The following is a 15,354-nucleotide window of genomic DNA, read 5'->3' as shown; positions in this document are numbered from 1 at the left end:
CGCATGGCACTGTTCGACTACCAGGCCGCCAACGCACAGGGGCGCATCGAGAAGGGACAGCTGGACGCCGACAACGCGCGCGGCGTGCGCCAGCAACTGCGTGGGCGTGGGCTGACACCGGTACAGGTGTCAGCCGCACGCAATGCCGGCAGTGGCTGGGGCACGCGCAGACTATCGGCCAGCGAACTGGCCTGGGCCACGCGGCAACTGGCCAGCCTGCTGGCCGCCAGCCTGCCGCTGGAAAGCGCATTGAGCGCGGTGATCGAACAGGCCGAACGCCCGCACGTTGCGCAGGCACTCACGGCGGTGCGTGCCGATGTGCGCGCCGGCCAGCGGTTGACCGTAGCGCTGGCGGCGCGGCCGCGCGACTTTCCCGCGATCTATCGTGCGTTGGTCGGTGCCGGCGAGGATTCCGGCGACCTGGCACGGGTGATGGAGCGCCTGGCCGACTACATCGAAGAGCGCAACGCGTTGCAGGCGAAGGTGCTGACGGCGTTCATCTACCCGGCAGCGATCAGCCTGGTGTCGGTGGCGATCGTGATCTTCCTGCTCAGCTACGTGGTGCCCCAGGTAGTGACGGCATTCGTGCAGGCGCGGCAGACGCTGCCGATGCTGACCCAGGTGATGCTGGCCGCCAGTGCGTTCGTACGCGCATGGGGCGCATGGACGGGATTGGGCATCGGCGCGCTGGTGGTGGGTTGGCGGTTGGCACTGCGGCGGCCGGATCTTCGCCTGCGCTGGGACAGCCTGTTGTTGCGCGTGCCGATGGTGGGCCGTTTCGTGCTGGGCGTGAACAGTGCTCGCTTCGCATCGACACTGGCGATCCTGCTGGATTCCGGCGTGCCCTTGCTGCGCGCGCTGGACGCCGCACGACAGACACTGGGCAACGCGCTGCTGGCGCGCTGTGCCGACGATGTGGCCGCACGCGTGCGCGAAGGTACTTCGCTTGGCGCTGCGCTGAAGGTGCAGAAAGTGTATCCGCCGATCCTGGTGCACCTGGTGGCCAGTGGCGAGAAGACCGGCTCATTGGCACCGTTGCTCGACCGCGCTGCACAGACCATCTCGCGCGAGATCGAACGCCGCGCGATGGCACTCACTGCATTGCTGGAGCCAACGATGATCCTGGTGATGGGGGGCGTGGTGCTGACCATCGTGCTGGCCGTGCTGATGCCGATCATGGAAATGAACCAGCTGGTGCAATGACGTGCATCCACGCACGGCGTGGATCTACTGATACCCGGTTTCTCCACACAATCCTCCACACCTTTTTTCGATCTTCCACAGGTTTCTTAAGCGGCCTGTCATCGGCGACGACCAGCATGTCCCTGTCGCCGCAGAGTGGGCTGGGAGGCCCTCGGCGGCAGCAGGCGTGTAGTGACCGTTCCTCCCTCGGCGTTTCCCTTCGCAGTAAACCCTTCAGGAGAAGATCATGACCAAGTACAAGACTCTGGCCGCGCTGGTTGCCACCGCGCTGCTCGCCACTGCCGGTGCCGCTTCGGCCCAGACCGCAGTCACCGGCGGCGGCGCCTCGCTGCCGGCCGACCTCTACAAGGGCCAGACCGACAGCATCCTGCCGGCCAACTTCAGCTACGCTGTGACCGGTTCGGGCACCGGCAAGAAGGCCTTCCTGGAAAACAACTCGGCGCTGTTCTCGGCTACCGGCACCGTGCATTTCGCTGGCAGCGACTCGGTGTTGAGCGGCACCGAGCTGAGCACCTACAACAGCACCTATAACGTGGCCGGTGACGTCAACCGCTATGGCGCCCTGGTGCAGATCCCGTCGGTGGCCACCTCGGTCACGATTCCGTTCAACAAGGCCGGTTCGGCGGTTGATCTTTCGGTCACCCAGATCTGCGGCATCTTCTCAGGCAAGATCACCAACTGGTCGAGCATCGACAGCGCCCGTACCGGCACCATCCAGGTGGTCTACCGCGGCGAGAGCAGCGGCACCAGCGAACTGCTGGCCCGCTTCCTGACCAGCGCCTGCCAGCCGGCCGACGTTTCCGGCACCACGCTGAAGCTGACCAACGGCGTGCCGGCCTTCTCGGTGCAGTCGACCTTCACCAACCTGTTCACCACGGTTCCGTCGAACTTCGTCGCTGCCCCGGCCACCGGCGGTACCTCGGTGTACAACGCCGTGTACGCTGCCGATGGCCGTATCGGCTACGTCGGCCCGGACGTGATCCCGAGCCTGACCGACGCCACCAAGGTCGCCAAGGTCAAGGGCTTCTCGCCGGATGAAGTGAGCGTGCAAGCGACCCTGGAAACTGCTGCTCCGCCGACCGGTACCGCCGCTGAGAATCCGGCCAACTGGGTGCCGGTGTTCGGCAACCCGAGCGCGGGCTACCCGATCGCTGGCTACACCAACTTCGTGTTCGGCCAGTGCTACAAGAACGCCACTGTCGGCGCCAACGTGCGTGGCTTCCTGACCCGCCATTACGGCAGTGTCGTGGTCGCCGGCGTCGAGCAGGGCCCGAACGATGCCGCGATCCGCGCGCACAAGTTCATCCCGCTGACCAAGGCCTGGCGTGATGCGGTCCGCACCCGCTTCGCGACCGCTACCAATGCCGGTGCCGTGAACAACCCGAGCACCTGCGCGGGCATCGGCCGTCCGCTGTAACTGCGATTGTCTTGGTAATTGCAGGAAACGCACAAGGGCGCCGGCAGCAATGCCGGCGCCTTCTGCGTATGTCCACTGCATGACAGTGATGCGCCTGTCGCCTTCACGCCGCCACCACCGTCTATCAGGTGCAGGGCGTGCCTCGCGCAGGCCCATCCGTACTCGCCGCCACCAACGCGGCCCATCAGGTTGACGAGGTCCCCGATGTCACACCCGCATTCGCCCACTGCCCGATTCTCCGCCTCCCTCTGGCGCAGCCACCCGATGGCCTGGGCCGTGGCCGTGGCGCTGGGCACCGTGGTCGCTCCTGCCAGCCAGGCGCAGCAGGCGTTCAGCCCCAGCTGGTTCGCCGACCGCGGCGCCGCCCAGGGCGCGGCAGCGCAGAGTGGCCGCATGCCCAATGGCGTGCCGATCCAGTTCCAGCTGCCTGCACAGCAGCAGGATGCGGCACGACAGAAACTGCAGCAGTCGATCGACAACCTCGGCACGGCCGCGCAGGCCATCGCATTGCAGCAGCGCATGCAGGAGCAGGCCAGGCAGGCGCGACGCGAGGCGGGTTTCGTGGTGGCTGATGGGTTGGGTAAGGACGGCCTGAAGGTGGACGAGAATCCGCTGACCCGGGGCTGGATCAATGCCCGCGAAGCGACCCAGTCGCGGGGCGCCGACGGCCGGGTGCAGGTCAGCATCGAGCAGACCGCTGATCAGGCGATCCTGAACTGGGAAACCTTCAACATTGGTGGCAACACCACGCTGAATTTCCTGCAGAACGCCGACTGGGCCGTGCTGAACCGGGTCAATGATCCCGCCGCAAGGCCTAGCCAGATTCTCGGCCAGCTGAAGGCCAACGGCACGGTATTCGTCGCCAACCGCAACGGCGTGGTGTTTGGCAACAACAGCCAAGTCAACGTCCGCAATCTGGTCGCTGCTGCAGCACGTATCAGCGACGCGCAGTTCCGTGACAACGGTCTGTACAGCGTTGATGCGAACACGTCCGCCCTGACCGATGCGGTGGGCAAGATCATGGTTGAACGTGGTGCGCGCATCACCACGCACGAGCCGACCACGGCAACGCGGGGCGGTGGCTACGTGCTGCTGGCTGGGCACAGCGTGGAGAACGCGGGCCAGATCGAGACCCGAAAAGGCCAGACTCAGCTTGCCGCCGGCGACAGTTTCGTGATCCGCCGTGGCGCGGGTACGGCGCAGAACACCGCGTCGACCACCCGTGGCAACGAGATCGCACCGCGTTTCGTCGCTGACAGCACAGCCGGCGGCGTCCGCAACAGCGGTCTGATCCAGGCGCGCGAGGGCGACATCACCCTGGCCGGCCGCACGGTCGAACAGGCCGGCGTTGCGGTTGCGACCACCACGCTGAATCAGCGCGGCACCGTACACCTGCTGAACTCGGCGTCCGATGCGGCGGGCAGCGTGACCCTGGCCGCTGGCTCGACGACAGCGGTGCTGCTGGAAGACGATGGCAAGAGCACGGCGCTGGACAGCCAGCGCGATGCCCTCATCAGGGAATCGGCCGAGCAGGACAAGCTGCGCGGGGCCAGCAACAGCGGCACCTTCGACAATCTCTCGCGCCTGCAGGATCGCCGCGAGCAATCGCGCATCGAGATCGTTTCCGGCGGCGATGTGAACTTCCAGGCCGGCTCGCTGGCGGTGGCGACCGGTGGTCAGGTGATTTCCGATGCGGGCCGCCGCAGCTATCTGGACGACGGCGCCCGCGTGGACGTGGCCGGTGCGGTCGGCGTGCAGGTGGCGATGGAGAGCAACAACGTCAAGGTGAAGGTGCAGGGCAACGAACTGCGCGATTCGCCTGACAACCGTGACAGCGGCAAGCTGATCAGCAGCGAGGTGTGGATCGACCGTCGCCAGTTGACCGAGGTGGCCGCAGGCACCGGTGGCTATGAAGGCACCCGCTGGTATGCCGGTGGCGGCTTGCTGGAAGTGAGTGGTTACCTGGACAACCAGGGGCATTCGATAGGCGAATGGGCTGCACAGGGCGGCACCGTCCAGCTGGCAGGCAAGGAGGTTGTCAGCCACGCTGGTTCGCGCATCAATCTGGCGGGTGGCAGCCTGGATGTGCAGTCTGGCGTGGTCCAGCAGAGCTGGCTGCGTGGCCGCGACGGCCAGCTGTACCGTCTTGATGATGCCCCGGCAGAGATGCTGTACGACGGTCTGTACCAGGGCTTTGAAGTGAAGCAGGAACGCTGGGGCGTCACCGAGTCGTTCCGCAATCCGCTGGTGGCACCCGGGCAACGCTATGACAATGGCTATACCGTAGGGCGCGATGCGGGTCGGTTGCTGATCTCGGCACCCACCGCAGTTCTGCAAGGGCAGGTGGAGACGGGTGCATTCCAGGGGCTGCAACAGACACGCCGCCCCGACCAGGGCCAGGATGGATACGCGCAGGCGCAGACGGCTGCAGCCCGCAACGCTCAGCTCTGGCTGGGCCGCTACGACAACACCGGCCGCAATGCGGTGTATGACTCCCACGTATGGATCGGAAAGAACCCGGCCGATTCGCGGCAGGTATCGCTACAGGTGCCGCTGGAGGAGTCGCAGCGCAACACGGTGTCGCTGGACAGCGATGTCCTGAGCGCGCAGCGCTGGGGCCGCGTCGACATTGCCACGGCGGGGCAGGTTGAACTGGATGGCACGCTCAGGCTGCAGGAGGGTGGGCAGCTTGCTCTCACCGGTAGCCGGATCAGCTTCGGCGGCACCGTGCAGATCGCGGGTGGCCAGGTGGAGGCCGGAAACCTGCTTCCGGTGCTCGGTCAACCCACCGCGTTGCTGTCCGCCGGGCGTGGCGCGGTCGATGTTGCCTCTGGTGCAGGGTTTGATCTTGCTGGTGGTTGGAGCAATCCCTTTGCCGTGTCGGATGGGGGCGCCACGCAGGCGTGGATTGACGGTGGACAGCTGCGCATCAATGTCAGCCATGACATCACCGTGGGTGTGGGCGCACGTGTTTCGGTGGATGCGGGTGGCAGCATCGATGCAAAGGGCAAGGGGCGGGTAGGCAAGGGCGGCAGCGTCAGCCTGTTGGCGGCCAGCACCGATGTCGCCACCGATGGCAGTGGCCGGCTGCGTATCAGCGATGGCGTCCGCTTCAGTGCGCTCGGCAGCGGCAGCGGCGCCTTCAACCTTGCGACAGGGGGCAGGGTCGCCATTGGCGGTGCGGCGTCGGCGTCGGAAGCGCTGCGGTTGCAGGCGCCGCTGTTCAGCAGCGGCTTTTCCCGCTACGACATCGGTGGCCACAACGGGCTGACCGTTGAAGACGGCGTGCAGTTGAATGTGGAACAACCGGTCCTGCGCCTGGCCGAGGGTGCGCAGAGTGCCTCGAGCCGTGAGCAGGGTCTGCAGGCATGGTCACCCTTGTTGTACATGGTGGATCCTGCCAGCGGTCGCGTCAGCCAGCGCGCGGGTGCGAGCCTGACGCTGCGCGCCGGGCATCTGCTGTCGACCGGTGACCTGCGCATCGGCAGCAATGCCGTGCTCAACGTCGACCCAGGGCAGTCGATGGAATTGTTCAGTTCCGGCGACATCAATGTGGCGGGCACGCTGAAGGCGGCGGGCGGTCGCATCCGTCTGGATGAAGCCTTCGATCCATCGACGGTGCGCGCCGACGGACGCCGCGAACGCCGCTGGACGATCGCCGACGGGGCGCTGCTGGATGTGAGTGGCGATGCAGTTTCCTCCGCCGATGCGCGCGGGCAGCTGCGTGGGCAGGTACGCAAGGGCGGGACGATCGAGATCGGCGGCGCGCTGGATTGGGAAGACCAGGACAACGTGCGCCACCTGCCGCCCGATACCTTGGTGGTCGTCGAGCGTGGCGCGCGGCTGGGTGCTTCTGGCGCCTCGGCGTTGCTTGATATCGACGGCAGCGGGCGCACGCAGGTGGACAGCGACGGCGGCAGCATCGTGCTGCGCGCGGCCAATGCGCTGTATCTGCAGGGTGTGCTTGACGCATCGGCAGGCGGTGACAGCGCCCGGGGCGGCACCCTGGGTGTGGCGTTCGGTGGTGGCACCTATGGTGGAAGCGCCGGGAACAAGGAGGTGCTGGCACCGCGTGTTATCTCGCTCACCCAGGACACGCCAGCGGACCAGCGCCTGCCCGACCGCCTGGAGTATGGCCATGCCGCGTTGTCGGTCCAGCAGATCGAGGCCGGCGGCTTCGATCATCTCTCGCTGTTCGGCGATCTCCGGGCGCAGGGCGATGTCAATCTTCGCATGGACCAGAGCCTGCGTATCCATGGCTTGAATGAGCGCGCCCTGGGGTTTGCAGAGGGCAACAATGAGGGCAGTCGCCTGCAGCTGAGTGCGCCCTACGTCCGCCTTGCGCAGGGGCGTTGGTGGCAGCCGGCCGGCGAAGGCACGCTGCGCCCGTTGGAGGCATCGTTCGACGTGGGCAAGCAACATAGTTTCGATGTCACGGCCGGCCTGATCGACCTGCGCGATGTCACGTGGCTGGCCGGCTTCGATCACATCGACCTGCGCAGCAGCGGCGACATCCGAATGCTGGCCCCGGTCGCCAGCAGTTCGCGGGAATCCACGCTGGCAAGCCCGGGGTCGATCGATATCAGCGCTGCGCGCCTTTATCCGGCAGCCCAGGCCAAGGGTCGCATCGTAGCCGGCGTTCCGGCCATCGGCCCTTCGGGATTGCCGTTCTGGGAAAATCCAGAGGCCGTACTGCGCATCCATGGTGTTGCGGGCGGTGCGCGACCGGCACCGGATTCTGCGTTCGGCAGCCTGGAACTGGTGGCGGCGACGGTGGTGCAGGGCGGCAATGTGCAGGCGCCGTGGGGCCGTGTGCAGCTGGGCGGCCAGGAGTTCAACTCGGATCGCGCCAGCCGTGTCGATCTGCTTGCCGGCAGCGTGACCTCCATTAGTGGCGCCGGCCTGACGCTGCCATTCGGCGGCACGGTGGACGGTGTGACCTGGCGAAAGGCCGGTGCCGAATTCAATGTGCTTGACCCCGGATCGGTCAATATCCCGATTGGTGTGAACATCGTGGCCAATGCGTTCAACGGCGCCACAGGCAGCGTCGTGGATGTTTCCGGCGGAGGTGAGTTGTCCGGCGCTGCCTTCGTGGCCGGGCGCGGCGGCTCGGTCGATATCCTGCGACACACGTTGGCGGATGCGAATCCGCGCTATGGCTTCAGTCACGCTGGCAATGCGGTCTACGCCATCGTGCCGGGGCGATCGGACGTGCAGGCTCCGTTGGCGACAGCAGACGGCAGCGCCAACCCGCGTGTGGGTCAACAGATCACCATACCCGCAGGCGTACCGGGGCTGCCGGCCGGCACCTACACGCTGCTGCCAGCCAGCTACGCCCTGCAGCCCGGCGCGTTCCGCGTCGAGATCGGCGCGGAGAACGCGATCGGCAGTGGCCAGCCGGTGTCGACCGGTACCGGTTCCTGGCGGCTCAGCGGGCATCAGGGCCAGGGCTTCGGTGGTTCGGTCTCGCCGCTGCTCACCGATCTCCTGCTGACGCCTGCGGAGACCGTACGGCGCCATGCCAGTTACAACGAAACATCCTACGGCACATTCGTGCAGGGCGTGGCTGAACGTCGCGGTGAAGCACTGCGCTGGCGACCCGTAGATGCCGGCAACCTCAGCCTGATGCTCGGCGATGGCGCGGGTCGCATGGGCACGCCGGCCGTCACCTTTGCTGGACTGTCGCGCTTCAATCCAGGCAGCGCGCAGGGGCGCGGCGGCATTCTCTCGGTCAACCTCGTTGCGTCGAACGGTGCATCGCTGGAGATTGTCAAAGAGGGCAGCAGCATCAGCACTGAGCGCGGCGCGACCGTCTTCGACGCGGCGCTCAATGCAATGCGGCCGGAGATCATGCTGATCGGCGGGACGTTCCGCCGTGACGCGACCACCAACACGGTGGAAGGCAGCGCAACGCAGCTGGCCGTGCGCAGCGGCGTCAATCTGGTGGCGCAGGAAGTGCTGCTCGCGGCCGCCTTCGGAGGCAAGGGCATCCTGCTGGAGCAGGGCGCCTCGATCGACACCCTGTCCCTGGCCGATCCCTCGCGTGTGGACCAGACCACGGCGCCCTATCTGGTCTCGGGTGGGCTGCTGGCAGTATCCAATCAGCGCTTGACGGCGCTCAGTGCGCAGGGTGGGGCAGCAGCAGGGGCGGTGGCGATCGATATCGGTGGCTGCGTGGCGGGCTGCAGCGGGCAGACCCGTTTGCTGTCTGCTGGCAGCATCAATGTGGTCACCGACGGCGCCTTGAACATCGGTGATGCGGTGAGCTATGGCACCCGTCAGCTGGGCCTGGGCATGTCTGCGCTCAACCTGGGCAGTGCCGAGGCCATTGCAGCGGCAGCGGCGGCCGGCGGCCTGCCGGCCGGCATGACCATGAACCAGGATGTCCTGCAGCGGCTGCTGCGCGGCAACACTGCGTCTGGCGCGCCTGCGCTGGAAGCACTGAGCCTGACCGCGCGTGATGCGATCAACGTGTTCGGCAGCGTCGATCTGGACACCCGTGACAGCGCGACCGGGCGCAGCAGCCTGCGCAGCCTGGTGCTGGGTGCACCGGCCATCCACGGCTACGGTGCCGCCACCGACCGCGCACGCATCTTTGCCGATACGCTGGTCTGGGACGGTACGCTGGCGGGCACGACGTTGCCGGGCGGCGAACAGGCACAGCCGGGCGGTGAGGCGATGGTCGGTCGTCTCGGCAGTGGCCAGCTGGAGATCAACACGCGCACGCTGCACTTGGGGCGAGCGCCGTTTACCCGGCCCAATTCGTCGGTGGCCGCCGATCGCCAGGTCCTCGGCTTTGCCGGGGTCACGCTGGCAGCGTCCGAGCGGATGCTGTTCTCGGGCAAAGGCAGTCTCGATGTTTTCCAGCAGCAAGGCGACTACGTGGCTGGCAGCGGCTGGCAGCTGACGGGAGGCGCGCTGGATATCGTCACGCCGCTGCTGACAGGCGATGCGGGTGCGCAACTGGCGATACGCAGTGGCGGCAACGTGCAGCTGCGCGGCGCAGGCGCCACCGCAGGCAATGACGCGCTGGGGGCGGAACTGTCGATCAAGGCCGATCGCATCGCGATCGACAGCCGGGTGGCGCTGGCCTCCGGCCGGTTCGATGCGAATGCACGCGAGGGAATTTCGCTGGGCGGCAGCGCCGCGCTGGACCTGGCCGGCCGCAAGGTCAGCCTGTATGACGTGGACAAATACAGCTGGGGTGGCGATGTCACGTTGTCATCCAGCGAGGGCGATATCAGCGCCGATGCGGCTTCGCGCATCGACGTATCGGCACGCAACAACCGTGGCGGTCGCTTGACGGTGCAGGCACTGGGCAAGCAGGGGGGCAGCGTGGCGCTGGCCGGAACACTGCTGGGCAGTGCCAGCGGGCGCTACGATGCGGGCGGTACCGAGGTGCCCTACGACGGCGCTGAACTGGTATTGCGTGCTCGTCAGCTGCAGGACTTTACCGGGCTCAACACACGGCTGACGAGCGGTGGCATTACGGGTGGCCGTGCCTTCCAGTTGAGCGAAGGTGACCTGGTGATCGGTAATGAAGTGAAGGCTCGCCACGTCGATATCAGCCTTGATGGTGGCAGCCTGCAGGTCAACGGCCGCATCGATGCCAGCGGCGAACAGGTCGGCAGCATCCGCCTGTCGGCACGCGATGTGCTGCGCGTGGACGGCACGCTGGATGCCCATGGCAGCGGCCTGCGCGTGGACAGCTACGGCAAGATCATCGACAGCCCGAACCGGGCCACGATCGAGCTGACGTCGGCCAGTGGAGGCCTGCAGCTGGGCGGTGCGTCGGCGCTGGATCTGCGTGCCGGCACCTCGGTGCCGGCCGGTACCGCTGCGGGGCAGAACGATGGACGTGCACGCGGCAGCGTCAAGCTCAATGTGCCGCGCGTGGGCACCGATGATGCGGCCATCGACGTGGCCAACGGCATCCGCATCGTCGGTGCCGGCGATATCCAGGTCAACGCAGTGCGCATCTATGACTCGGCACCGCTGGCCAGCGCGCCGGACGTGCATGGCCATCGCCCGCAGGTGATCAACCAGCGCTGGCTGGATACGGTGGTGGACCCGGACAACAGCGTCTGGATGAACGGCGCGCTGGCCAACACCGGTCTGCAGCAGCGCACTGCGGCCTTGGGCAGCTACCGCCTGCGCCCGGGTGTGCAGATCGTGGCGCGGACCAGCGCCGACAATCCGCGCGGCGATCTGGTGGTGGCCGGCGATATCGATCTGTCCGGCTACCGCTACGGTCCGCAGTCGAACCGGATCGACCCGACGCGCCGGGGCTTCGGTGAATCCGCCGCGCTGGTGCTGCGTGCCGAGGGCGATATCAATGTCTACGGCAGCATCAATGACGGCTTTGCGCCGCCGCCGGCCAATCCCGATGAGGACGGCTGGGTGCTGCTGGAGGGGCGCAGTGGCGGTACGCCCAACACCGCGTTCGGCGGCGACCTGATCGTGCCCGGCGAGGGTGTCCAGCTGCAGCGCGGCACCGAGTTCCGCGCCGGCGCCACGCTGAACTATGCATTGCCATTCGAGGGCGTGACCTTGCCGGCGGGAACCGTGCTGCCGGTGGAGATGGTGTTGTCCGGGCCGCTGCTGCTGCCCGCCGGTACCGTTCTGGGCGCGGCCGTGACGACAGGCAGCGGGCAGGTGATGGCGGCCGGTACCGTGCTGGTACAGGCGCTGGCTTTGCAGTCCGGTGCCCGCCTGGGTGCTGGCTTCCGCCTGCGCACGCCGGCGCCGGTGGCCGCACAGGTGTGGCCGGCCGGTGTCGCCCTGCCCATGGCAATGAAGCTCTCCGGCGCACTGGATCTGCATGCCGGTGCGATCATTCCCTCGATGACCAAGGTGGAGCTTGCCGGCGACGCGCCGGTAAAGCTGCGGACCGCGGATGCCAGCGGTCGGCAGGGACGCAACTGGGCGCTGGCGGCTATGCTGCCTGAAGGCACGACGTCCTGGGATCTGACTGCGGTGGCGGGTGCGGATACCACCGCTGCCGACCCGCGCACCCGCCGCTGGGGCAGCGAGGGCAGCATCGTGCTGGCGGACAGCCACTACAGCACCATCGGCACGGTGACCACGACGACGGAATGGAAGGGTGATCGCGTGATCACCCTGGACGGCTCGCTGAGGCTGTGGGGCGATGAATCGTGGGTCGGGAAGCCCGTGGCCGATCTGGCCCGAGAGCTCGGTTTGACCGAGAACGAAGTCTGTGACTCCGGACCCAACTGCGGCCCCGCCCCGCGCCTGGTCGACAAGGAAGGCTCGTTGGCATGGTGGGGCGATGAATCCTGGGTCGGCCGCCCGGCTACGGAACTGGGTGTCGAGATGGGCATGTCGGAGGAAGAGATCTGTGCGGCGATGGGCTACTGCTATGGTGGCGGCACGCTGACTGAAGTCACTACCTATGGCAAGCGCTTGGGCGCGCCGGCCTGGAGCGTGCTGCGAACGGGCAAGGGTGACTTGACGCTGCTGGCCGCCCAGGACGTGCGCATGAAGTCCGGCTTCGGTGTGTATACCGCAGGTGCGCCGACGTCGTTGGGCGATGGCTACGACGCGCAGTTCAACCCGGCGCGTGCGGCTGCGCCCTGGCAGACCTCGCTGCTGGGCAAAAATCAAGTCTCGGGCAGCTATGATGCGGCGCTGGTCAACTACCGTGCCTGGTATCCAGATCGTGGTGGCGATGTCAGGGTCGACGCGGGGCGAGACATCATTGGCGATGTCTGGACCGCCCGGTCCGAATCGGGCACGGCGCAGCGCGACCAAGCGGGGCATTCAAGTGCTGCGGTGGGAAACTGGTTGTGGCGGCAGGGTTCGGGCACGACGGAGGATGTCCAGACCACAGCAACCAGCTGGTGGATCAACTTCGGCACCTACAGCACCGTCGGCGCCGAGCAGGACGCGACGCCCCGCATGGTCGGCTTCACCGGCTTCGGCACATTGGGAGGGGGCAATCTGTCCCTGGAAGCAGGCCGCCACTCGGGGGTGATCGCGTCGATGGGCAATGCCCTGGGATTGTTGACTGCGCCCCATTCCAGCGCCATTGTCGCTGCGGTCGGGTCGACCGGACGCGTCAGCAACGGTGAACTGCATCTGACGGGGGGCGGAGACCTGACGCTGCGAAGCGGCGGTGCGCTCAACCCAGGCCTGCGTGCGAGCGCGCAGCAGCCCGAAGGTTTCCTGCAGGATCTGGATCTCAATGGCGCCGTGACCAATCTGCGGGGCAGTACACTGCTGCAGGCGGCGCGTATCGGTGGTCTCAGCGCGATACAAAGCAGCTACGGAACGTTGGGCCTGAAGAATCCGTTCGTGGCCGACGCACCCGTGGCGATGGCGGGGCCGGTGCTCATCCTGGGTGATTCCACCGCCCGCCTGCAGGCCCGTGGCGACATTGTTCTTGGTGGCGCCGCAGATGCGGGGCGTGTACCGACGTCCAACTACAACGACGTGGTTCTGAGTGATGGCCAGCATGCAGCTGGCACTACGTGGTTCTCGCTCTGGACCCGAGGCACTGCACTGGACCTGTTCTCGGCAGGCGGAAATCTCGCACCAAGCCTGGCCGGAAGTCTGCATGCAACCGGTAGCAACATGTTCGCTGAAGGCGTCGCGCTACAGGATCGATCCGTTCCCCCCAACATCAATTACTGGCTGTATCCGTCCAGGTTCAGCGCAGTGGCAGCGAGTGGTGACATCATCAGTGCCTCGCTTCGAGGCCTCGGACCGGGCGCGAACACAGGCGATGTGATGCTGCTCGCGCCTTCGGCCAGCGGCCAGCTCGAGGTTCTGGCCGGGGGCTCGATCTTTGCCGCGATCGATGCCACGGGCATTGCACGTTCCGGTAGTGATGCCCGCCTCCCTGGTCCCTTTGATCCTGCTTTCATGGCCCAGCGGGGCGTCAGCCGAATCCGGGTCAGCCACAATCTCTCCGACGATGGGGTGCAGGGGACCGATCCGGCGGCGATCCTGCCATTGTTCGCGTTCGGCCCCAGTACCCCGACCACCGGTGCGCTGACGTCCCGCCCCACTTCGCCAAGTCGCTTCTATGCCGTGGCCGGTGACATCATCGGGTTGGGCAGTGGTGGCCGCCGACAGCTGATGCAGAACACCGGTACCGCGAACCGGACGCTGTTTGATTGGTATGAAGCGGGATCGGCGGTACAACTGCGCGCCGGTCGCGATGTGATCAACGCGAATGTCACCGCGCTCAACACCAGCGGTACCGATATCAGCGGGATCGACGCTGGGCGGGACATCATCCGCAGCAACCTGACGGTAGCCGGCCCCGGCAATGTCGAGGTGAATGCCGGCCGCCAAGTGCGCCAGGAAGAGGCCGGAAGCATCGTCAGTCTGGGAGGCGTCGTTCAGGGCGACACTCGCCCGGGCGCGAGCATTGCTGTGACGGCTGGCAATCAAGGCATAGACTTCGATGCACTGCGCGCGCGCTACCTGGACAGCGCCAACCTGGCCGACCCGGCGCAATCGTTGGCTTCGCAGCCCGGCAAGGCGGTGAAGATCTATGACAAGGAACTGAAACAGTGGCTGCAGCAGCGCTTCGGTCTGGCTGCCGATGGCGCCGAGGTGCTGGCCGTGTTCGACGCATTGCCGAAGGAGCAGCAGCGCATCTTCCTGCGCCAGGTCTACTACGCTGAACTGCGCGAAGGTGGTCGTGAGTACACCAATGCAGAAGGGCCGCGTTTCGGTTCCTACCTGCGCGGGCGCGAAGCGATCGCCACGCTGATGCCGGACAAGGATGCCAATGGCGCAACGATCAACCGTACTGGCGATATCCTGATGTATGGCGGCTCCGGTGTGCGCACCGAAGCGGGCGGCAACATCGAGCTGATGGCACCGGGCGGGCAGATCGTGGTGGGTGTGCAGGGCGTGGTGCCCCCGGCGAGCGCGGGCCTGGTCACCCAGGGCCAGGGCGACATCCGGTTGTTCAGCCAGGACAGCGTGCTGCTGGGCCTGTCGCGGGTGATGACCACCTTTGGTGGTGACATCCTGGCGTGGTCCGAGCAGGGCGACATCAATGCCGGCCGCGGTTCGCAGACCACGCTGCTGTACACCCCGCCGCGCCGGGTCTATGACACCTGGGGCAATGTGATCCTGTCGCCGCAGGCACCGGCCAGCGGCGCCGGCATTGCAACGCTGAATCCGATCGCCGAAGTGGCGCCGGGCGATGTCGACCTGATCGCGCCGCTGGGCACCATCGACGCGGGCGAGGCAGGTATCCGCGTGTCGGGCAACATCAACCTGGCGGCACTGCAGGTGCTCAACGCCGCCAACATCCAGGTGCAGGGTGACAGCAAGGGGCTGCCGGTACTGGCCTCGGTGAACGTCAACGCGCTGGCGTCGGCAAGCGCTGCGGCCAACAGTGCCAGCCAGGCCGCACAGGACGTGATGCGCAAGAGCCAGGACGATGCGCGGCGCAACCAGCCGTCGGTGATCAGCGTGCAGATACTGGGCTTCGGCAGTGCCAGCAGCAGCATCGACCCGCCAGCACGCGGAAACACGGCCGCCGCCGCGGGCTACGACGTCAACAGCGCCTTCCAGTTCCCGCAGGCCCGGGCAGACGCAGGCAAGCAGCCGACCCAGTAGATCCACGCCACACAGGATCGGGCCAGCTGCCAGGGAACGGTGGCGGCCCCAGCCAGGACGGCACCGAGGGCAGGGAGCAGCCATCAGCGGTGAGGACCACCGACACGGCGTCGCCGGGCGCGGGACAGCGC

Annotated in this window: 3 protein-coding genes; all 3 read left to right on the top strand. The window is 66.8% G+C overall.

Going from position 1 to position 15,354, the window contains the following annotated elements:
• Positions 1-3 precede the first annotated feature (3 nt).
• The 3 genes from gspF (at position 4) to ACEF39_RS11330 (ending at position 15,223) form a co-directional block, all read left to right on the top strand.
• Entirely contained in the window at positions 4-1,203 is a 1,200-nt protein-coding gene (gspF, locus tag ACEF39_RS11340; protein WP_500285101.1) for a type II secretion system inner membrane protein GspF, read from the top strand.
• Positions 1,204-1,429: 226 nt separating this feature from the next.
• Positions 1,430-2,620 carry a substrate-binding domain-containing protein gene (locus tag ACEF39_RS11335; RefSeq protein ID WP_500285100.1) on the top strand — a complete coding sequence of 397 codons (1,191 nt, stop codon included), beginning with the start codon at positions 1,430-1,432 and terminating at the stop codon, positions 2,618-2,620.
• Between the two features lie 204 nt (positions 2,621-2,824).
• Positions 2,825-15,223 carry a filamentous hemagglutinin family protein gene (locus ACEF39_RS11330; RefSeq protein ID WP_500285099.1) on the top strand — a complete coding sequence of 4,133 codons (12,399 nt, stop codon included), beginning with the start codon at positions 2,825-2,827 and terminating at the stop codon, positions 15,221-15,223.
• Positions 15,224-15,354 lie beyond the last annotated feature (131 nt).

The organism is Stenotrophomonas indicatrix, from assembly GCA_041545745.1.
Classification (GTDB): domain Bacteria; phylum Pseudomonadota; class Gammaproteobacteria; order Xanthomonadales; family Xanthomonadaceae; genus Stenotrophomonas; species Stenotrophomonas indicatrix_A.
Note: the sequence above shows the minus strand (reverse complement) of the source record. Positions and strands in the feature narration are given on the sequence as shown.